Raw genomic sequence first — 19,985 nt, 5'->3', positions numbered from 1 at the left:
GGCTTGTTCTTGTTGTGTGATCGCAAGGCAGGCAAAGCTGCGGCGGCCCGAACGGTGCGCCCGGGTCGCCGCAGTGGCCTTCATCAGGCGGCCAGGCTGGCCACGCCTTCCTTCAGCCCGTTGAAGCCGACCAGGTGTGTGCCCGAGCCCACGCCCAGGCCCACGGCGCTGGAACCCGAGGCGCCCGCCTGCAACCCGCCCGCGCTCAAGCCGGCCAGCCCATGGCCTGCGCCCCAGGCCGGGTCGCTCCACAAGTCACCGGCATTGCGCTCGGCGTCCAGCCGTTGCAGCGTGGCGAGGAGTTGTTGCCAATGGCGTTCGATCGCGGGGTTCGCCGGCGTCGACTCTGTCTGAGTGGCCGATGTGCCCTGGCGGGCGTTCCAGTCGGACCAGTCGACCAGCGCCGGGGAGGGCGCCGGCCCGGTGGCGTCGGTTGTGGTCTGCGTGGTGGTCGGCTCGTCGCTGCTGCGCAGAGAGCCGGTCTGCGCGCCGTCGTTCTGGTTGGTGTCGTGCCCCGGTGGGGGCGGGTCCTCGCCGTTGCCCAGGCCTTCGTTGCCCTTGGGCTGGTCGCCTGCATTGCCCACCCTGACCTGGAACACCTGCGATGCGCTGGCGCCGTGCGCATCAGTGGCCGTGACCTGCACCGCCAGGTTGGCTGCGGCGGTGGCTGGTGGCGCGGCAACGAAGCTGCGCGTGGCCGCGTCGAACACCATCCAGGCGGGCAATGAACCGCCATCGGCCAGTGCTGCAGAATAACTCAGGCTGTCGCCCTGATCGGGGTCGACGAAGGCGTCGGCCGGCAGCTGCCAGGTGGCAGTCTCCTTCTTGATCACCAGCATGTTGCTCAAGGTCTGTTGAACCACTGGCGCGTCGTTGACACCGTTCACCGTGATCACCAGCTCGCCCTGCGCCTGCGCGTGGCTGTCGGTGGCGGTGTAGGCAAAGTGCTCGGTGGCGCTCTGGCCTGCGCCCAGGGCTTTGAGTTCGGGGGAGGTGTTGTTCAGCGCGTAGGCGAAGGCGCCGTCAGCGTGCCAGGTGAGCACGCCGAAGATGCCCTGCTGCGCGCCGCTGCTCAGCAGGCTGAGCGCGTCGCCGTCGGGGTCGGTGTCGTTGTGCAACACGTTGCCGCTGACGGGTGCGGTGGCGTCGGCGGGCAGGGTGGCGGTGTCGGGGTTGACGGTCGGGGGCAGGTTCTCGTTGCCGGGGAGTACGTCCAGCGCAAACGTCTGGCTTGCGGTTGCGCCGAAATGGTCCCTGGCCTCGACCAGCAAAGAGAGTGTTCCAACGTCGCCGCCGGAGGGCCGCCCGTGCAGCAAGCCCAGTGCCGGATCGAACGCCAGCCATGACGGAAGCGCATCGCCATTGGCCAGGCGAATGCTCAGCCGAAGCTCGTCCATCGCATCGGGATCGTGGAACAGATCGGCCGGAAGGAACATCTGGAAGTCTTCGTCCTGCGTGACCGCGGCATCTTGCAAATCTGCCGCCACCTCGGGTGCCCGGTTCATCCGCTCGGTCAGCGAAAGCACACTGCCGTCGTCGAACACCAGGGCAAGGACGACCGGGTTGCCCTCCGAGCCGTGGTAGTCGGCGATCCGAACCGCGTCTCCCTCGCTGTAGTGCACGACCAAGGTGGAGCCATCCCACTCCTCGCGGATGTCCTGCGGGCGGATGCCTGCGCCGAAGCGAATGAAGTTGAAATCGGTCGCGCCGCTGTCCACGATGGTGTCGACACCGTCGCCGATGTTGAAGACGTACGAATCGTCGCCTTCGCCGCCACGCAGGACGTCGCTGTCACTGCCGCCGTGGAGTTGGTCGGCGAGGTTGGTTCCGGTCAGGTCGTTGGCCTGTTCGTCACCTGCCACCACGAAACCTTCCGAGACGAGCGTGGCGTAGTCCCACGCTGTGCCGTCGGCGAAGCTGAAGCGGTCCACGGCATGATCACCGCCCAGCACGTCCGACGGATTGAAGCCGGCCAGGCGCAGCACATCGCCGGCATCACCGTAGTGAATCACCAGCCAGTGCCCCCCGTTGCCATCTGCCTCGGACCTCAGATTGCCCTGGATGTCTTGCGCGTCGATGCCTTCACCAAACGCCAGGGTGCCCGAGCTGTTCGCGGCGCTGGCGGCGTCCACATCGACGGCGCCATCTCCCACATTCACCTGAAGGTCTGGCAACGGTGCGTCAGGGTCGTAAACGCCCTGAGCCAACAGGTCGTTGAAACGAATCACCTCGCCCGTGTCAGCCAACTCAATGCGCTCCACCGGCGCCGGCATGCCGGGCACGCGTGGATCAAAGCCGGCAAAGCGCACGCTGTCGCCGCCTTGGCCGATGCGCAAGACCAGGTCGTCGCCTTCGAGCGCGAGCCACAGGTCAGCTCTGCTCACCTCGCCGTCGATGACCAGCACGTTGACGTCTTGCGGGCGCCAGACTTCGGCGATCACGGTCTGGGCGGGCTTCTCAGGTGTGGTGCTGGCCCGCACGTAGTAGGTGTCCGAGCCCATGCGGCCCGCGAGGCGGTCCGCGCCTCCCTGGCCTTCCAGAACATCGTCACCGTCCCCACCGATGAGTTGGTCGGCGAACGGTGTGCCTTCGAGCCATGCACCGTCATCGCTTCCCTGAATCGTGAAGCCTTCAACGGTGATCTCGCTGGCCATCAGCTCCGTGCCATCGGCAAAGCGAAATACGTCGATGGAGCGGGTCTGCGTGGCACGACTGGGGTCGAAATCCTTCAAGGTCAACCGATCGCCCGGGCTGGAAGTGAACTCGATCACGAGGTCACCATCCTGCTCGCGCAGCCGCAAGTCCTGCTGCGAGAGGCCTTCGCCGAACACCAGCACGTTGGGCGCTTCGTCGGGCAGTCGAGGACTGCGCCGTGGTCTTTCCCAGTAGCCGGATAACTGCATCAATGCGTTGTGGCCGTCTTGGATCGTGTCGTGGCCATCACCTCGTGCGAAGTGGTAAGTGTCCCCTGCGGCGCCACCTTTCAACAGGTCTCGTCCGGCGCCGCCGTGCAGCACATCGGCCCCCCAGCTGCCGAGCAAGGCGTCATCGCCCTCGCCGCCGTGCAGGACATCGTCGCCTTCACCCCCGTCCAGAACGTCGTTACCCGATTGACCGTGCAGCACATCGTGGCCTTCCAATCCGATGACGATGTCATTGCCTAAACCGGCGTCGATGCTCTCGGCAGCTGCCGTGCCGTACAACACATCGCTCAGGTCGCTGGCGTGGTTGTTGACCAGCGTTGCGTTGACAAACAGATCGCCCGTCTGCGCGTAGGCTACCGCTTCGAGTCCACCGGCTGGCGCGATCCACCCCGTCATCTCGAATCCCGTGCCGTTGAAAGGCAGGGGAGCTGCCGCCGTGGCGGCCAGCAAGTGCGGCCCGTGCTGATCAAGCCATCCAGAGAAATCAAACACGCGAGCCGAACCGGCCGCGTCAATGAACTGAAGGCGTTCGACAAACGAGGGCTTTTCGGAGAAGTACTCGAAGTCGCTGATGGTGATCGAACCACTCTCGCCACCGTCCACCAACACCACCAGATCGCCGTACTGGCCCAACACGAAAGAGATCGACGCAGGATCGATGCTTCCCAGTGACAGCGTGTCGATTCCCTCGCCGAACGTCACGTGGTCGTGGCCGTCGCCCCGATTGAACACCACCACGTCGTCTTCGCCCTCGGTGTCGATGCGATCGTCGCCGGCCCCTCCCGCCACGATGTCGTCTCCACTGCCGGAGAAGAGTTGGTCCGAACCTGCTCCGCCCGCCACGTGGTTGTTGGTCCAGTTCACCGCCACCTGGTCGTTGTTGTCACCAGCATCGACGCGCCGTGCCACCGCGTTGCCTGTCTCGTCGACGATGTCATCGTCACCGGCGCTGCCCCACAGATGCGCGGGCGAGTCCTGGTCGATCAACTGCAGGCCCAGCTCACCGGGGTCGGCCAGGGCCATGATGTCGGACAGGGAAAGCTCCGTGCCATCGGCGAACACGAATCGCTGCACCGACAGCCGTCCCAGGTCTGTCTTGTAGTAAGTGAGCGGGTCGAACCGTTCGATGAGCAGGGCGTCGTTGCCGCCGATGCCGACCACCATGCGCTGGAAGCCTGTGTCGCCCGGCTGCGGATCACCCGAATACTCTGCAGCCTCCAGCCCCACGGTCACGTCGGCCAGCGTGATGCCTTCTGCGAGCTCCACGGTGTCCCAGGCGTTGGCGTGCAGCTCGGCGATGACCGTGTCCAGACCCATGCCGCGCGTCATGCGGTAGGTGTTGTGCCCGGTTCCGCCTGCCAGGCCATCCCTGCCCGCCCCGCCGTCCAGCGTGTCGTCGCCTTCGCCCCCGCTCAGGTGGTCGGATCCATCACCGCCCAGCAGCACATCGTCGCCCTCCTCGCCATTCAGCTCGTTTTGGCTGGCCTGCCCCATCAGCACATCGTTGCCATCGCCCGCATAGACACGGCTGATTTCGCCGGAGGTGGTGAGCACGTCGTCGCCCGGTGAGCCAAACAGCACCTGCTCCTGCTCGTCGGCGTTCAACAGGGTGCGCACCTCATCCACACCCAGGACCGTGCCGTTGTGAAATTCGAAGCGGTCGATCCTGCTCCAGGTGGTGTGCCAGTTCTTCAGTCTCACGGTGTCGCCGCTGCTCTTCAGGGTGGCGACCAGGTCGGTGCCTTCGGTGGTGAAGCGCACGTCGTCCTGGACCAGGCCTTCCTTGAACCGGAGCGCTCCACCGGTGGGCCGGATGAGGTCGTGCCCGTCGCCAACGCCAAAGAGGAAGGTGTCGTTGCCCCCGAGGTTGTGGAGCTGGTCGTTGCCCGCGCCGCCATCCACCACGTCGTCTCGGTCGCCCAGCACCAAGTCGTCGTCACCGTCGGTGGCGAACGCCGTTCTGCGGTACATCTCATCGATGTCCCACTCGGTGCCGTCGGAAAAACGGATGAACTCAATGCCGGTGCCCGCTGTCCAGCCATTGCCGCTGGCCTGACCCGTCACGGTGACAAGGCCGCCGTCGGGCAGGTGCACCTGCAGGTCGCCCCTCTGATTCCATCGCAGAGTCACATCGCCAGGGGAAATGCCTTCACCGAGAGTCAGCGCATCCGTGGCATCGGGTTCGTGATGCTCATTGATCACATCAACGCCCTCACCAAGCTGATAGTGATAGGTGTCTGAACCCCGCCCACCTTCGAGCACGTCATTGTCGGCGCCGCCGTCGAGCGTGTCATTGCCCGACAAGCCCTGCAAGTGATCGTTGCCCGCGCCACCCTGGATCACGTCGTCACGGTCGGCAAAGCCCCGCAACACCTCGGCAGCGGCTTCGCCCAGCAGCACACGGCTGCGGATGGCTTCCGCGTCCCACACCGTGCCATCGGCAAAGACGACTTCTTCCACCGCATGGCGCTGGCCTTCGATGAAGTGGCCTTTGACCGTCAGCGTCTCACCGGTGTCGCGGATGGTGAGCACCAGATCGTCCGTTGTGAGCCAGACGCTCACGTTGCGGACGCGCTGCAGGCGCACGTCGTCTGCTGACAGACCGGCCTTGAGTTCAATGCGGTCGGTCTCTCCAGGTGTCCAGGTGTCCTCGGAGATGGTGTCGTGCCCGTCGCCCCGGCCATACCGGTAGGTGTCGGAGCCATCGCCTCCGCGCAGTAGGTCGTTGCCGGCGCCGCCATCGATCACGTCGTCCCGACCGACGTAGCCCCGAAGCTCTTCGTCTTCTGCCCCACCCAGCAGCACTTGGGAGCGGATGGCTTCGGCGTCCCACACGGTGCCGTCAGCGAAGACGATTTCTTCGATCGCATGGCGCTCGCCGTCGCCAAAGTGGTTCTTCACCGTGATCGTCTCGCCGGTGTCGCGAACGATCAGACGCAGGTCGTCCTGCACGGGCCAGCCGCTGCCGGTGCGCACGCGCTGCAGGCGCACATCGTCAGCTGACAGACCGGCTTTGAGTTCAATGCGGTCGGTCTCGCCCGCGATCCTGGTGTCATCGACGATGGTGTCGTGTCCGTCGCCGCGCCGATAGATGTAGGTATCTGCCCCCTCGCCGCCCCGCATCTCGTCATTGCCGGTGCCGCCATCCAGCACGTCGTTGCCGAAACCTCCGATGAGAAGGTCGTTGCCGCCGCGCGCCACGAGGCGGTCGTTCCCGCCGCGCCCGTCGATAACGTTGTCAAAGTCGGTGCCGCGCAACACGTCGGCGCCTTCTGTGGGCGTGTTGTCACCCGCCCAGCCTTGCAGCGCGGTGCCCATCGTGGACTCCACGTCGCTGCCCAATGCGCCGAGCTGCATCCTGAAAGCCTCAACGTTCAAGCTCCCGAGCAAGCCCATGCCCTTGAGCGAATACAGGAAGTCGCCCAGGGCATCGAGCCCTGTCTCGCGCTCCGCTTCGATCCGCTGCGCCAGCGCATGGGCTACACCCGTCAGATCGCCCACCACCGCTTCAACTTCTTCGTCCCATTGGTAGGTGATTTGCTGAAACAGGCCCTGCAAATGGGTCTGTGCCATGAGCTGGCCGTACACCAGCGCCTTGAGTTCGTCCCAGGCCTGGAGCAGCACCGGAGCAGCCCGGCCGTGAGGGTTGGGATCGCGCGTGCCCCAACACCACACGCCCACCCACTCTTCACCCATGAAGGCTTCGAGGGCTTCGAGCTTGCGGGCGTCGCCGATGACGTTTCCGTAGCTGGAGCGCGAGGCGCGGCTGAAGGGATCCACGTCCTGTACGCCAGTCCAGTGGTAGATGAGCCGGGTCACCAGCAGGTCGCGGTCCTGCGGTGTCGTTGCCTGGGTGAACGCCTCCACCAGTCCCTTGAGTTCGCCGGAGGCGTCCATTGCCATGGCTTGGTGCAGGTCGCGCACCAATCCGTAGCCCTGCGCATCGGGCAGGGCAGCAATGTCCTCGGGCACGATCACCCAGTCGGTGGGCAGGCTCTGGGTGGGATTGGTCTGCACCCAGATGTCGGTGGCGGTGCGGGTTTCACCGCTGGTGGTCGTGTAGCTGCCCACCTGCCGGTGTGCGTTGCCCTGGGCGTCGGTGTGGCTGGAGTTCGCGTAGGCCACGTTGATGCTGCTCACACCGGCCTCGGCCAGGGTGAGTAGTTCGCCTGCATCGGTGCGGCCGTTGGCGTTGGTGTCTTTCCAGATGCGCAACTCGGCAAAGGCAACATCCTGAGCGTCAATCACGCCATCGGTGTTGGCATCGAGTGCTTTGAGTGCCTCGAAGCCGTTGGCGGCTTTGGCGCCGTTGGGCAGCAGGGTCTCGGAGCCGAAGAGTTCGCGGCCGGAATCGATGCTGCCGTTGCCGTCGAGGTCGTGCACGAGCAGACCGTCGTCGGTGCCTGCCCAGGCGGTCAATTCTGCGAAGCCATCGACGGCGTGGTCGAACCAAGCGCCGTTGGCCACTGAAATCGTCTCGATGCCATCGCCGTCCAAGTCGAGCACGATGGGGGAAGGGATGGTGGAGGCGGTTTGGGTTTTGCGCTTGATGGATGCGAGAGGCTCCCAAATATCGTTTCTCGACATTGTCAGGGGGAGAATTTCTCGAAGAAACGCGTCAACCAGTTTCTGATCTTCTAATTGATCGTTTGGCGAGGGTTCTTTCATCCAATCCCATAGCCAGCCGAAATCTTCTGAGAGTTCGTCAAAGTTGTCGGAAATTTTCTCTTGAATCCATCGATCAAAGTCATCAAAAAACTTCTGTTCATCGGCAGAACCAGGAGCATCTCCTCCGGGAAGATCGAAGTCCGATCCAGGAGACCAATATTCATTTGGGCCATCCAGTTTTGGGGAGGGAAGTCCTGCTTCGCGCAGTGCTTCATCAACTGTTGAGTTCGAGTTCGTCGATCTGGGGTCGTAGGGAATTTTTTTCTCTCCAATCTCTATAACAATCCCTTTTATTTTTGTCCATTCTTGAGATAGATCGTCGCCTTCACTGATTGTTTCTCGAGGATGCGGCTGTAAGCCTGGGTCGGTATTCGCTGGATCACGTGCAGGATCCCAATCGGGATTCCTTTCTCGATCTGCCACATACTCCCCAACTCTCGTTTTTATATTTCCAAAGGGGGAATCGGAAGCTTCATCACGGCCCCCATCCGCAGCCCCAGGGCCAAAATTTCCAGGACCTCCGCGAGCAAAGAACATGTTTCCATTTTTATCTGTGTATAGAATGTATTTATGGTAGACCCCTAATTCACCAACAAAAGCGGCGGGAGCATATCCCACCTCGATTTTTTCTTTCATTTTCTTCCCCCTTAAATTGATTCTGCCCAGAGAGTGGCTTCTACACGATCAATGACCTCGGAATCATCTTTTATAATAAATCCGATGGCAACATTGTTTTTGACAATTAGATTCTTGATATCGTATGTTTTCCAGCTTGAAAAGCGACTTTCGCCTTTTGGATATTTCAGTTTCAAATTCTTTATCGTCGCAGCATCGGGATGTCGTGCGGACTCCCACGCAAATAATTTCCCTTCTGGCCAATTTTTCACTCCTTCATGTCGATATTCGCGTATTTCAAAACCTAAACTTTTCAGTTCATGCAGCAGATTAAATGCTTCTGACTTGGGCATGCCCGGGCGAAAGTATTGCCGGGCAACGATGGATACCGCTTCATCGCGGCCAGTGTGACCTTCCCGGGCGTTGTCAGCTCTAATCCACGCATTTTCCATTTCAGAGAGCATTGTTTCGATCCATGTTTTTTCGGTCATGTTGCATCCATTTAATAAAGAGGTAAGAAATGTGGCGCCTGTCATTTTTAGTAGATGACGCTTAAAGGGTGCGGCGATGGTCTTCATGATTTTCTATACTAGGCAGGCACAGAGTGGAGCTGTATGCTGCTCGATCTTTAAACAGTACAGCCAGACAATGTTGCAGTTACGAACGACGGCCGTTTAATGCAAGGCATTGGCATGTGAAATTGAGGTCGGGCGCCGCTTGCATTCCAGCCCAAAGGCGCGAGGAGCCACGCCCTTCATCCCCAAACCCCATGTGAAAGCGATCTGATGGCGCAAGTCCAACAGGCGGGAATGGGCTGTCAGCTGAGCGCGCATCATTGCAAAACGGTCGCGCCGAAGATTGAACCGAGTGAAAGCGCTGACCTTGGCCTTCAGTTGATCACTGGTATCCATCGCCATGGCCTGGTGCAGATCGCGCACCAATCCGTAGCCCTGCGCATCGAGCAGGGCAGCAATGTCCTCGGGCACGATCACCCAGTCGGTGGGCAGGCTCTGGGTGGGATTGGTCTGCACCCAGATGTCGGTGGCGGTGCGGGTTTCACCGCTGGTGGTCGTGTAGCTGCCCACCTGCCGGTGTGCGTTGCCCTGGGCGTCGGTGTGGCTGGAGTTCGCGTAGGCCACGTTGATGCTGCTCACACCGGCCTCGGCCAGGGTGAGTAGTTCGCCTGCATCGGTGCGGCCGTTGGCGTTGGTGTCTTTCCAGATGCGCAACTCGGCAAAGGCAACATCCTGAGCGTCAATCACGCCATCGGTGTTGGCATCGAGTGCTTTGAGTGCCTCGAAGCCGTTGGCGGCTTTGGTGCCGTTGGGCAGCAAGGTTTCTGAGCCGAAGAGTTCGCGGCCGGAATCGATGGTGCCGTTGCCATCCAGATCGCGCACAAGCAGTCCGTCGTCGGAGCCGGCCCAGCCGGTGCGTTCGGCGAGGCCATCGGCGGCGTGGTCGAACCAGCCGCCGTTGGCCTCGGAGATCGTCTCCACGCCATCGCCGTCCAGGTCGAGCACGATGGGGGAAGGGATGGTGGATGCGATTTGGGTTTTACGTTCGATGAACCTTAGGCATTGCCAGATATCACTGCCGGACGTTAGTAATGGGAGGAAATGCTCCGGCATGTAAAGCGGGGTCAAGAAGAACTTGTCGAGCGCGCTATTCCAGTTTTGAATCGTAATGGTATGTTGTCGATTGTATGCGTCCATCCATGATTTTTCCTCCGCAGATATAGGCAGATTTCGACCTTCCGCTGGCCGCATGTAGCCTTGCGAGTCGTATTGATAAAGAGTTGGGGCGTGGGCGTCAGTCCCCTGAAAAAAGAATCCCGTGACAATCGCTTTCGGTCGCCAGTCGATTCCGATCCCGATGAAGCCCTGCGCAAGTATATCTACCCCGCTAATGGCGAGTTCCTGTAGTGTCTTTTTCATTTTTAATTCAAGAATTGTTCAATGATTGCAAAAGTTACAGCAATAATTAAAAGAAGATAGACTGCGCTTACGCGCATATCCTGTGCATTAATTTCCCTTCGATAAATATAACGTCGTAAAAATAGTCCAAATAGAAACCACAACACTAAAAATATGGTTATAAAGAGTATAGTTTTCATATGCAGCCTTGTGGTGGATGTCATTTGTCCAGAATTATTGCAGAGGAGTATTCCCTCTCATGAAAATCACTTATGTAATTGTGTAGATGATCGCTGTGACTAGACAGATGTAGATAAACGATTTTCTGAGTTCAAATGAAGTAACCGGTCGTTTATGTGGAAGGTTAAATATATAAAGCTGAGTGCCAGAAACACTAGGAACTTTTCCATATATTGAAAATATTGAGTTCAAAGTTGAGGTGTGCTGGTTTCCAATTCAATCTCTTGTTTCTCCTTTCTTTTTTGGCTAATAGGCTATCAATTGCTCCCGTTTCCGATGGATCAAGGTTGTTCTCTATTGGTGATTTTGGTCTCGCGCCATATCGAGTCTCCAAGTCGCACCACCCCATCCACCGCCAACCCCCTCGGCACCTGATGCGTAATAAAAACCATCGTCGCCTTGCCCTTGAGCCGATTGACCGTTTGCGCAAACAACTCAGCCGTTTCCTGATCGAGGTTGGACACCGCTTCATCAAAAATCAGCACCTTGGGCCGCTTGAGCAGGGCGCGGGCGATGGCGATGCGCTGGCGCTGCCCGCCTGACAGACCGGTACCCCGTTCGCCGATCTCGGTCTGGTAGCCCTGGGGCAGTTGTTCGATGACGTCGTGGATTTCGGCAGCGCGGCAGGCGGCCACGGCGTCTTCAAAGCGGGCGTGGGGGTGCGCCATCAGCAGGTTGTCGAGCACCGTGCCCGAGAACAGCACCGTCTCTTGCGGCACCACGCCAAAGTGCGCGCGCAGCTCGTTGGCCGCCAGGTGGCGGATGTCGCGGCCGTCGATGGTGATGCGGCCTTGCTCGGGCAGATGAAAACCCAGCAGCAGCTTGGCCAGGGTGCTCTTGCCGCAGCCCGAGGGACCCATGAGCACGGTAAGTTGCCCGGGCGGCAGCGTGAGGCTCAGGCCCTGGTACAGCCAGGGGTGGCGTTCGCTGTAGCGAAAGCCCAGGTCGTGCACTTCAATGGCGCCGGTGCCGCCCGGCGCGCGCTGGGGCACCAGGCTCACCGGTTCGGTTGGCATGTCCAGCACGTCGGCCAGGCGTTTCACGGCAATGCTGGCCTGCTGAAACTCCTGCCACAGGCCCACCAGCCGCATCAGCGGCTGGCTCAGGCGGCTGGCGAACATCTGGAACGCCACCAGCATGCCCACGGTGAAGTTGCTGTCCTGCATCACGGTCCAGGCGCCCACGATCAGGATGGCCAGGGTCATGGTCTGCTCCAGCGCCGACGCGCTCACCTGGTAGGTATTGCCCACCTGCCGCGTGGCAAAACCGGCCTGCAGGTACTGCGCCAGGTAGGTGCCGTAGCGCTTGTCCACGTCGGGTTCCATCTGCAGTGCCTTCACCGTGGCCATGCCCGAGAGGTATTCGGTCAAGAACGCCTGGTTGCGTGCGCCCAGCAGAAACTGGCGGTCCAGCCGCTGGCGAAACACCGGCACCATGACCAGGCTCACCCCCACGATGAGCAGCAGCAGGCCCACCGCCACCAGCGAGAGCACCCAGCTGTACCAGAACATCACCGCCAGAAAGATGAAGAGAAACGGCAGGTCCAGCAGCAGGGTGACGGCCGCGCCCGAGACGAACTCGCGCAGCGTCTCCACGCCCTGCAGCCGCGCCACCAGGGTGCCGGTGGGGCGGGCTTCGAAGTAGGGCAGGGGCAGGCGCAGCAGGTGGCGCATCACCTGCTCGCCCAGCACGGCGTCCATGCGGCTGCCGGTGTGCAGCACCAGGTATTGGCGCAGCCAGGTCATGGCGCTGGTGAACAGCATGAACACCACCAGCGCCACACCCAGCACCCACAGCGTGCTCACGCTGTGGTGAGCGATCACCTTGTCGATGATCACCTGGGTGAACAGCGGTGTGGCCAGGCCCACCAGCTGGATGGCCAGGCTGGCCAGCAGCACGTCGCGCCACAGCTGGCGGTGGCGCAAAAGTTCGGGGATGAACCAGGCGAAGCCAAAGCCCTGGCGTTGGCTGGAAGCGGCGGCGCCCTCCGATGCGCTGGAGGCCTGCGTGCCGCCGTCTTCGTCGGGTCCGGCCGGGGCTGCGGGGTCTTGTGGGGCGCAGAGCAGCAGCCAGGGCTGCACCGCTTCGCGCAGGGTGTGCAGATCATCCAGCTCAGCCGGGGGATCGCCCGGGCGGAACACGCCCAGTTGCCCGTCGCCGCGGCGGGCCACCAGCAGGGGTGGGCCGCCTGTGTCTGGCGCGGTGCCGCGCGCAAAGGCCACGGCGGGCAAGGGTGGGGGTGGGTGCGCCGGGTCGGGCCAGGGCACCGGTAGTGCCTTGAGTCCCAAGCCGGCCAGCGCCTCGATGAGCGTGGGCAGGTCCCAGGGCGGGGCGAAACGCTTGATCAGCAGTTCGGCATCAAAGGGCTTGCGGTGCAGGCCCGCCAGGCTGCCCAGCAGCCACACGGCTTCTTCCGTGCTCAGGGCGTGTGTGAGCCCCACATCGTGGTGCGATGACAAATGGTTTTCCTCCCTCGTGGCTTGTTCTGGGCGCAAGACCCGAAGAGGCTAGGGGGGCGAGAGGACGCGGGAAATACCACCAAGGCAGTAAATGAAGGATGCTGAAGGGGGCTGGCTCAATGGCTCGGCAGGGTCTGCGGCTTGAAATCACCCACCCCGCCCATAATTCCGTGCTCCACACGCTTTGAACACGCTCCCGCCATGGGAGCGCTTCCTCCTCTTCTTTTCAACGAACTCCCATGAGCAAACAAACCCTGTCGTTCCAGGCCGAAGTGGCACAGCTGCTGCACCTGGTCACCCATTCGCTGTATTCCAACCCCGACATCTTTTTGCGCGAGCTGGTTTCCAACGCATCGGATGCCTGCGACAAGCTGCGGTTTGAAGGGCTGAACAACGCCGCTCTGTTCGAAGACGCGCCCAACCTGGATGTGCGCGTGGCCTTCGACACCGACGCCCGCACGATCACCATCACCGACAACGGCATCGGCATGAGCCAGGCCGAAGCGGTGGATCACCTGGGCACCATCGCCAAGAGCGGCACCAAGGACTTCATGAGCCACCTCAGTGGCGACCAGAAGCAGGACGCCCAGCTCATCGGCCAGTTCGGCGTGGGCTTCTATTCGGGCTTCATCGTGGCCGACAAGATCACGGTGGAAAGCCGCCGTGCCGGCGTGCCGGCATCGGAAGGTGTGCGCTGGGTCAGCGCGGGCACCGGTGAATTCGAGGTGGAGACCATCGAGCGCGCCGCGCGCGGCACCAGCGTCACGCTGCACCTGCGCGATGACGCGAGCGACTACCTCGATCGCTGGAAGCTCAAGTCCATCATCGCCAAATACTCCGACCACATCAGCCTGCCCATCCTGATGCAGAAGGAAGAGTGGGATGCCGAGAAGAGCGCCCACGTGAAGCTGGACGAATGGGAGGCGGTGAACTCGGCCAACGCGCTGTGGGCGCGCAGCAAGAAGGACATCAGCGACGAGCAGTACGCCGAGTTTTACAAGAACCTGAGCTACGACACCCAGGCCCCGCTGGCCTGGAGCCACAACCGCGTGGAAGGCAGCACCGAGTACACGCAACTGCTCTACATCCCGGCCAAGGCGCCGCAAGACCTCTGGAACCGCGACCGCAAGGCCGGCATCAAGCTGTATGTGAAACGCGTCTTCATCATGGACGAGGCCGAGGCCCTCATGCCGGCCTACCTGCGCTGGGTCAAGGGTGTGGTGGATTCGGCCGACCTGCCGCTCAACGTGAGCCGTGAACTGCTGCAGGAGAGTCGCGACGTGAAGGCGATCCGCGAGGGCAACACACGCCGCGTGCTGGCCATGCTGGATGACATGAGCAAGGATGTCGAGAAGTACACCGGCTTCTACGCCGAGTTCGGCGCGGTGCTCAAGGAAGGCCTTGGCGAAGACTTTGCCAACCGCGACAAGCTCGCCAAGCTGCTTCGCTTTGCCAGCACCGCAGGCACCGAGTTGACGTCATTGGCCGACTACAAGGCCCGCATGAAGGAAGGCCAGGCCGCGATCTACTACATCACCGCCGACAACCGCGCCGCCGCCCAGAACAGCCCACAACTGGAGGTGTTCCGCAAGAAGGGCATCGAGGTGCTGCTCATGACCGATCGTGTGGACGAGTGGGCACTGAGTTTCCTCAACGAGTTCGACGGCGTGCCGCTGCAAAGCGTGGCCAAGGGCGCGGTGGACCTGGGCACGCTGCAGGACGAGGAAGAGAAGAAGGCCGCCGAGGCCGCGGCCGAGGTGTTCAAACCGGTGCTGGAGCGCCTGAAGGAAAGCCTGAAAGACAAGGCCAAGGACGTGCGCGTGACCTCGCGCCTGGTGGATTCACCGGCCTGCCTGGTGGTGGAAGACGGCGATCTGTCGACCCAGCTGGCCCGCATGCTCAAGCAGGCCGGCCAGCCCGCGCCCGAGGTCAAACCCATCCTGGAAGTGAACGCCGAACACGCCCTGGTGAAGAAGCTGGAGAGCAGCGAACACTTCGACGACCTGGCCCACATCCTGTTTGACCAGGCCCTGCTGGCCGAGGGTGGTCTGCCGGATGATCCGGCGGCTTATGTCAAGCGCGTGAATGCCCTGTTGATCTGATTGAAATAACGGGGCGTGCAAGTCACGCAAGCGGTTGACTACACTGTGCCCCGGGGGGTTTCCTCGGGAACAGGGCAATGCACCTGTTCCCCCACGCACTCAAACACTCACACCGTGTACCTTCAGCGCCCATTCGACCACGTCGTCACCTTTCGCAACAGCCAGGGAGAGAGTGCCCGCGGCACCCTGACCAGCCTGCAGCGCCGTTCGCTGGTGATGGAGATCTACAACCCGTACTCCATCGTGCAGGTCAGCGAGGTGCTCAGCGAGCTGACCATCCGCTCGGGCGACCGCATCATCTACAAGGGCAAGGCCGTGGTGGTGAGCCTGCTCAACACCGGTCTGATGGCGGTGGTGTCGGTGGCGCTGATTGACGAGTGGTCCGATCTGAACGCCATCCGTGGCGATGTGCGCCAGGTGCGCGACGAGGCGAGCCGCTTCGTCGCCGACTGGGAATCGCGCTTCAAAATCAAGCAGAGTTACCAGGTCACCATCAGCGAGTTCCGGGCCTTCCTGGCGGAGACCGCGCGCTGGATCGACCAGGCCGACATGGTCGACTCGCTCCCGCGCGACAGCAGCGGGCGCCTGACCGACGACGTGTTCGAGGCCATCGCCGAGCCCTTGATGATCAAGGGCAAGGAGTTCCTCGTGCGCCTGGAAGACGAGGCCTCGCAACTGCCCATCGAAGACTCGCTGCTGCACCGCGCCTATGCCCAGACCGCGCTGCACCCCCTGTTGCTGCGCGCGCCCTTTGTGTACCGCACCTTCGCCAAGCCGCTCGGCTACGCGGGTGATTACGAGATGGTCAACCAGATCCTGGGCGACCCGCGACAGGGCAGCAGCACCTACATCCAGCTGGTCAACGCGATGTTTCTGAAGGCGGCGGTGGCCGTGGCGCACCGCAACCGCATCGACATCCTGGTGGATTTCCTGAAGAAGGCGGCGGACAACGCGGCCGCGCAGGAGCGCGTCATCCGGGTGCTCAATGTGGGCTGCGGCCCCGGCGTGGAAATCCAGAAGCTGATTGCCAGCGGTGTGGATCTCTCGCGCCTGAAGTTCACCCTGATCGACTTCAGCCTGGAGACGCTGAAGTACACGCAGCAGAAGATCGAAGAGGCAGCGGCCACGCACAAGGTGAAGGTCGATGTGACCTATGTGCAGGAGTCGGTGCACGAACTGCTGAAACGCGCCACGCGCGACACCGCCCCCTCGGACGGCGAAGGTTTCGACACCATCTACTGCGCCGGCCTGTTCGACTATTTGTCGGACAAGGTGTGCACGCGCCTGATCCGCTACTTCATGTCGCGCAGCAACCCCGGTGCCCACCTGCTGGTGACCAACGTGCATTCGGACAACCCGGAGCGCTTTGGCATGGAGCACCTGCTGGAGTGGCACCTGATCTACCGCGACGAGGCGCAGATGCGCGTGGTGCTGGAAGAGGTCGACGCACCGGTGACGCTCTATACCGATCCCACCGGGGTGAACATCTTTGCGGAGCTGGTGGTCAACGCGCGCCTGAAAGCGATGGCCCTTGAAAATGGTTAGCCGGCCGAGTTCGCCTTACGAGCAGCAGCTCTCGGACTTCCGGCTCACCTACAGCAAGGCGGGGAGCATCACCTCCATCGTGCTGGTGCTGGCCGGCTTCGGTCTCGACTATTTTTCGTACCCGGACCGGCTGCTGGAGTTTTCGCTGCTGCGCGTCCTGGTGGCGGTGCTCACCCTGGGTGTGTTCTGGGTGCTGTTCACGCCTTTCGGACGCAAACACGTGCGTGGCCTCACCATGCTGTGGCTGCTGCTGCCGCAGATCATGATCGCCTTCATGATCTTCGACACCGATGGCGCGCAGTCGATCTATTTCGTGGGTCTGCATCTGGCGCTCTATGCGGTGGGGATCATCCTGCCGATCAGCTTCTTTGAGGGTGTGGGCTTCGGAGCGCTCACGCTGGGCCTGTATGTGGCGGCCTGTGTGCTGCACCCCGAGGCCAGCGAGGACTCCTCGCGGTTGGTGACGAACTCGCTGTTCATCCTGTTCTCTGCGGCCGCCAGCGCGGTTTGCACCTGGTTCAACGAGAAGGCTCGCATCCGTTTGTTCTCTCTTCAGCACGAGGTGTCGGAAAAAAACGCCTCGCTGCGCGAGATCAACACCACGTTGGCCGAAGTCAAGGGCCAGCTGATCCAGCGCGAGAAGATGGCCGCCATCGGCACGCTCTCGGCCGGCCTGCTGCACGAGCTCAACAACCCGGTGAACTACAGCCTGATGGCGATCGACATGGGTCTCACCTGCCCGGGCGTGGAGAGCGACGCCATGCTCAAGGAGAGCCTGGGCGATGCGCGAGAGGGCATGCAGCGCATCCAGAACATCGTCTCCGACCTCAAGACCTTCGCCTACCAGAAGCCGGGTCAGGACGCCCAGCGCCCCTTCCTGCTGGGCAACGCGTTGCGCTCGGCCCTGCGGCTGGCCGGCTACGAGCTCAAGGGCATCGACGTGCCGGTGGAGTTGCCGCAGGACACGCACGTGCTGGGCGACGAGCCCGCCATCATCGGTGTGTTGATCAACCTGCTGAGCAATGCCGCACATGCCCTGCAGGCGGCGCGGCGTGAACAGCCACGCATCGCGGTGACCGTGGTTGCGCGCGAGCTGCGCCTGTTCGTTTCGGTGCGCGACAACGGGACGGGCATCGCGCCCGAGAACGTGGGACGTGTGTTCGAGCCGTTCTTCACCACGCGCGATGTGGGCGCTGGCCTCGGACTGGGCTTGAGCGTGAGCTACGGCATCGTGCAGCGCCACGGCGGCACCCTGGCGGTGGAGAGCGAGCTGGGCGCCTGGACCGAATTCACCTTTGATTTGCCGAGGCCCACATGAACATGCAAGACCCCGGTACGGTGCGAGGCCCCCAGGGACCGCACGCCATCCTGATGGTGGACGACGAGCCGCAGGCCTGCAAATGGTTTGCCCGCCTGTACGGCACGGAATTCACCGTGTTGACCGCCGCCAGCGTGGACGAAGCGCTGGCCTTGCTCGTTGAGCGCAGCCACGAGGTGGCGGTGCTGCTCACCGACTACGCGATGCCCACGCGCGACGGCGTGGCATTGCTGAGCGAGGTGCGGCGGCTCTATCCGCACGTGGCGCGCCTGCTGGTGTCCGCCTATGCCGACAAGGACGTGGCCATGTCGGCCGTGAACCAGGGCCATGTGGAGAAGATCCTGGAGAAGCCCCTGGACGACGCGATCACCCGCCAGGCCTTGCGCGAGGCGCTGGAGTCCAGCGTGCGCCGCACGCGCGACCAGTTGCTCATCGCGCGGCGCGAGTCGGCCTTGCGCGAGACCTTGGGCTTTCTGGCCCACGAGGTCACCTCGCCACTGGCCACGGTGCGCGGCTACCTCTCGGCCATGCGCGAGAACCACCGCGCCAGCCCCGGGAACACCGATGGCATGGCCTACATCGCCCAGCAGAAGCCGGGCGACGTGTTGTTCATGATCGAGGCCGCGCAGCGGCGCGCAGAGTACGCGCAGTCGCTGGTGTCCACCTTCGTGCAGACCGCGCGCGATGCCAGCCGGGGCGATACCTCGGCCAGCCTGCGCGCCAGCGAACTCGTGCGTGCGGTGCAGGAGGAGTACCCGTTTGAAGCCGCCGAGGCCGACTGGCTGTCGGCAGAACTGGCGCCCGATTTCACCTTGCCCGGTCGACGCGACCTGCTCTACCTTGTGTTGTGCACCCTGGTCAAGAACGCCTTGATCGCCCTGCGCGCCCAGCCGCCGGAGCGCCCCGAAGTGCGCATTGCACTGGTCCGTGTGGCCATGCTGCCTGGCCTGAGCCCGCAGTCGGCTTTGCGCGTGACCGACAACGGCCCCGGCATCCCGCCCGAGGTGCTCAATCGCCTCACGCGGGAGCCCGTGACCACCCGCGCCGAGAGTGGTGGCAGCGGCATGGGTCTGCTCTTTTGCCAGCGCGTGATGACCACCCTGGGCGGTGACATCGCCGTGCAATCCACCTTGGGCCAGGGCACGTCCGTGACCCTTTATTTCCCACCGTCGCCTGACGACACCCCGGTCGAGGAGACCTGATGACACCAACAAAAATTCTGTATGTGGACGACGAGGCCATGGCGCTGAAGTATTTCGAGCGTCTGGTGAGTCCGTTGGCGCCGGTGCTGACCGCCGGCTCGGTGGAAGAAGGCCGCGCGGTGCTGCTCGCGCACGGTGCCGACGTGGCCGTGCTGGTGTGCGACCAGCGCATGCCCGGCGAGCGTGGCAACGAACTGCTGCGCCATGCCCGCGAGTACTATCCCGGCATCGTGCGCATGTTGACCACCGCCTATTCGGAGCTGGGGGATGCCATCGAGGCGATCAACACCGGCGAGATTTACCGCTACATCAACAAGCCCTGGGAGCTGGAAAGTCTGCGCGCCGATCTGAAGAACGCACTGGAGCTGGCGGTCCTGCGCAGCGAACGCGACAGCCTGATGCGCGACAGGCTGCTGGCCCAGCAGAGCCGCCTGCTGGCCAATCGCCTGGCCGCCTTGCTCATGGTGGGTTCGGCGGTGTATGCCGACGGCCATGAGCAGGCGCTCCACCGCTACGCCGAAGCGGCGCGGGTGGTGGGTGGCGCCGAGCCCATGGTGGACTGGAACCGCTGGGACCACGCCGATCTGCTGCAGGCCGAGGCCCAGCGAGGCGCGGCCATCGCGGCGCACCTGCGCGATGCCTTGCAGGCGCTGGGCCCCCGGGGCGAGGTGGGCGACGCTCTGTCGGCACTGGCGCGTTCGATCGGTGGCGAGGTCAGTGGTGACGGGGTGTTGGTGGCCAATGCCACCGTGTTCACCGCGCTGCTGGTGTCGCCCGCGGGCGAGACGCCCACCGCACCCCAGTGCGCCTGGCTGGCCTGGTTGCTGTGGCAGGGCGGCCATGCCCGTGTGACACCCGCGCAAGGCGGCTGGATGGTGCGCCCCGCCGCGCCGGATGCGCTGCGCGAGGACTGGCTCGCCGATGCGATGGAGCGGCTGGGGAAAAACCCGGTTTGAAACCGGTTCGTCGGAACCGCGGAACCATGGTGAACGGTGTGGG

9 protein-coding genes are annotated in these 19,985 nt (G+C 62.8%); 5 read left to right on the top strand and 4 right to left on the bottom strand.

The window, feature by feature from the left end:
* Nucleotides 1-83: 83 nt before the first annotated feature.
* The 4 genes from IV113_RS10125 to IV113_RS10110 form a co-directional block, all read right to left on the bottom strand.
* Nucleotides 84-7,430, bottom strand: coding sequence for a calcium-binding protein (locus tag IV113_RS10125; RefSeq protein ID WP_291083948.1), 7,347 nt, complete (start codon nucleotides 7,428-7,430; stop codon nucleotides 84-86).
* Between the two features lie 809 nt (nucleotides 7,431-8,239).
* A complete protein-coding gene (locus tag IV113_RS10120) occupies nucleotides 8,240-8,785 on the bottom strand; it encodes a hypothetical protein (protein WP_291083945.1) in 546 nt (181 codons plus the stop codon).
* Between the two features lie 96 nt (nucleotides 8,786-8,881).
* Complete coding sequence (locus IV113_RS10115) at nucleotides 8,882-10,141, bottom strand: hypothetical protein (protein ID WP_291083942.1); 1,260 nt, start codon at nucleotides 10,139-10,141, stop codon at nucleotides 8,882-8,884.
* A 500-nt stretch (nucleotides 10,142-10,641) separates the two neighbouring features.
* Nucleotides 10,642-12,819: a peptidase domain-containing ABC transporter gene (locus IV113_RS10110; protein WP_291083939.1), complete on the bottom strand. Its 2,178-nt coding sequence runs from the start codon at nucleotides 12,817-12,819 to the stop codon at nucleotides 10,642-10,644.
* Between the two features lie 239 nt (nucleotides 12,820-13,058).
* Here IV113_RS10110 and htpG point away from each other — a divergent pair, with 239 nt between their 5' ends.
* The 5 genes from htpG to IV113_RS10085 all read left to right on the top strand — a co-directional run bounded on the left by htpG (nucleotide 13,059) and on the right by IV113_RS10085 (nucleotide 19,942).
* The gene (gene htpG, locus IV113_RS10105; protein WP_291083936.1) at nucleotides 13,059-14,921 is read left to right on the top strand and encodes a molecular chaperone HtpG; all 1,863 of its coding nucleotides are present in this window, start codon (nucleotides 13,059-13,061) and stop codon (nucleotides 14,919-14,921) included.
* A 114-nt stretch (nucleotides 14,922-15,035) separates the two neighbouring features.
* Entirely contained in the window at nucleotides 15,036-16,466 is a 1,431-nt protein-coding gene (locus IV113_RS10100) for a class I SAM-dependent methyltransferase (protein ID WP_291083933.1), read from the top strand.
* Complete coding sequence (locus IV113_RS10095) at nucleotides 16,459-17,784, top strand: ATP-binding protein (protein ID WP_291084178.1); 1,326 nt, start codon at nucleotides 16,459-16,461, stop codon at nucleotides 17,782-17,784. The genes IV113_RS10100 and IV113_RS10095 overlap by 8 nt, the downstream gene beginning before the upstream one ends.
* Nucleotides 17,781-18,986 carry a hybrid sensor histidine kinase/response regulator gene (locus IV113_RS10090; RefSeq protein WP_291083930.1) on the top strand — a complete coding sequence of 402 codons (1,206 nt, stop codon included), beginning with the start codon at nucleotides 17,781-17,783 and terminating at the stop codon, nucleotides 18,984-18,986. The genes IV113_RS10095 and IV113_RS10090 overlap by 4 nt, the downstream gene beginning before the upstream one ends.
* Nucleotides 18,986-19,942: a response regulator gene (locus IV113_RS10085; RefSeq protein WP_291083927.1), complete on the top strand. Its 957-nt coding sequence runs from the start codon at nucleotides 18,986-18,988 to the stop codon at nucleotides 19,940-19,942. Before IV113_RS10090 ends, IV113_RS10085 begins: the two co-directional genes overlap by 1 nt.
* The last annotated feature ends 43 nt before the right edge of the window (nucleotides 19,943-19,985 follow it).

Source organism: Hydrogenophaga sp., assembly GCF_018780385.1.
In the GTDB taxonomy this organism is placed as follows: domain Bacteria; phylum Pseudomonadota; class Gammaproteobacteria; order Burkholderiales; family Burkholderiaceae_C; genus Hydrogenophaga.
This window is presented reverse-complemented; position numbering and strand designations above follow the sequence as displayed.

Bases quoted from the DNA above. Each gene is read 5' to 3' on its own strand.
- IV113_RS10090 (WP_291083930.1), top strand. From the start codon at position 17,781: ATGAACATGCAAGACCCCGGTACGGTGCGAGGCCCCCAGGGACCGCAC.
- IV113_RS10115 (WP_291083942.1), bottom strand. From the start codon at position 10,141: ATGAAAAAGACACTACAGGAACTCGCCATTAGCGGGGTAGATATACTT.
- IV113_RS10120 (WP_291083945.1), bottom strand. From the start codon at position 8,785: ATGAAGACCATCGCCGCACCCTTTAAGCGTCATCTACTAAAAATGACA.
- htpG (WP_291083936.1), top strand. From the start codon at position 13,059: ATGAGCAAACAAACCCTGTCGTTCCAGGCCGAAGTGGCACAGCTGCTG.
- IV113_RS10085 (WP_291083927.1), top strand. From the start codon at position 18,986: ATGACACCAACAAAAATTCTGTATGTGGACGACGAGGCCATGGCGCTG.
- IV113_RS10095 (WP_291084178.1), top strand. From the start codon at position 16,459: ATGGTTAGCCGGCCGAGTTCGCCTTACGAGCAGCAGCTCTCGGACTTC.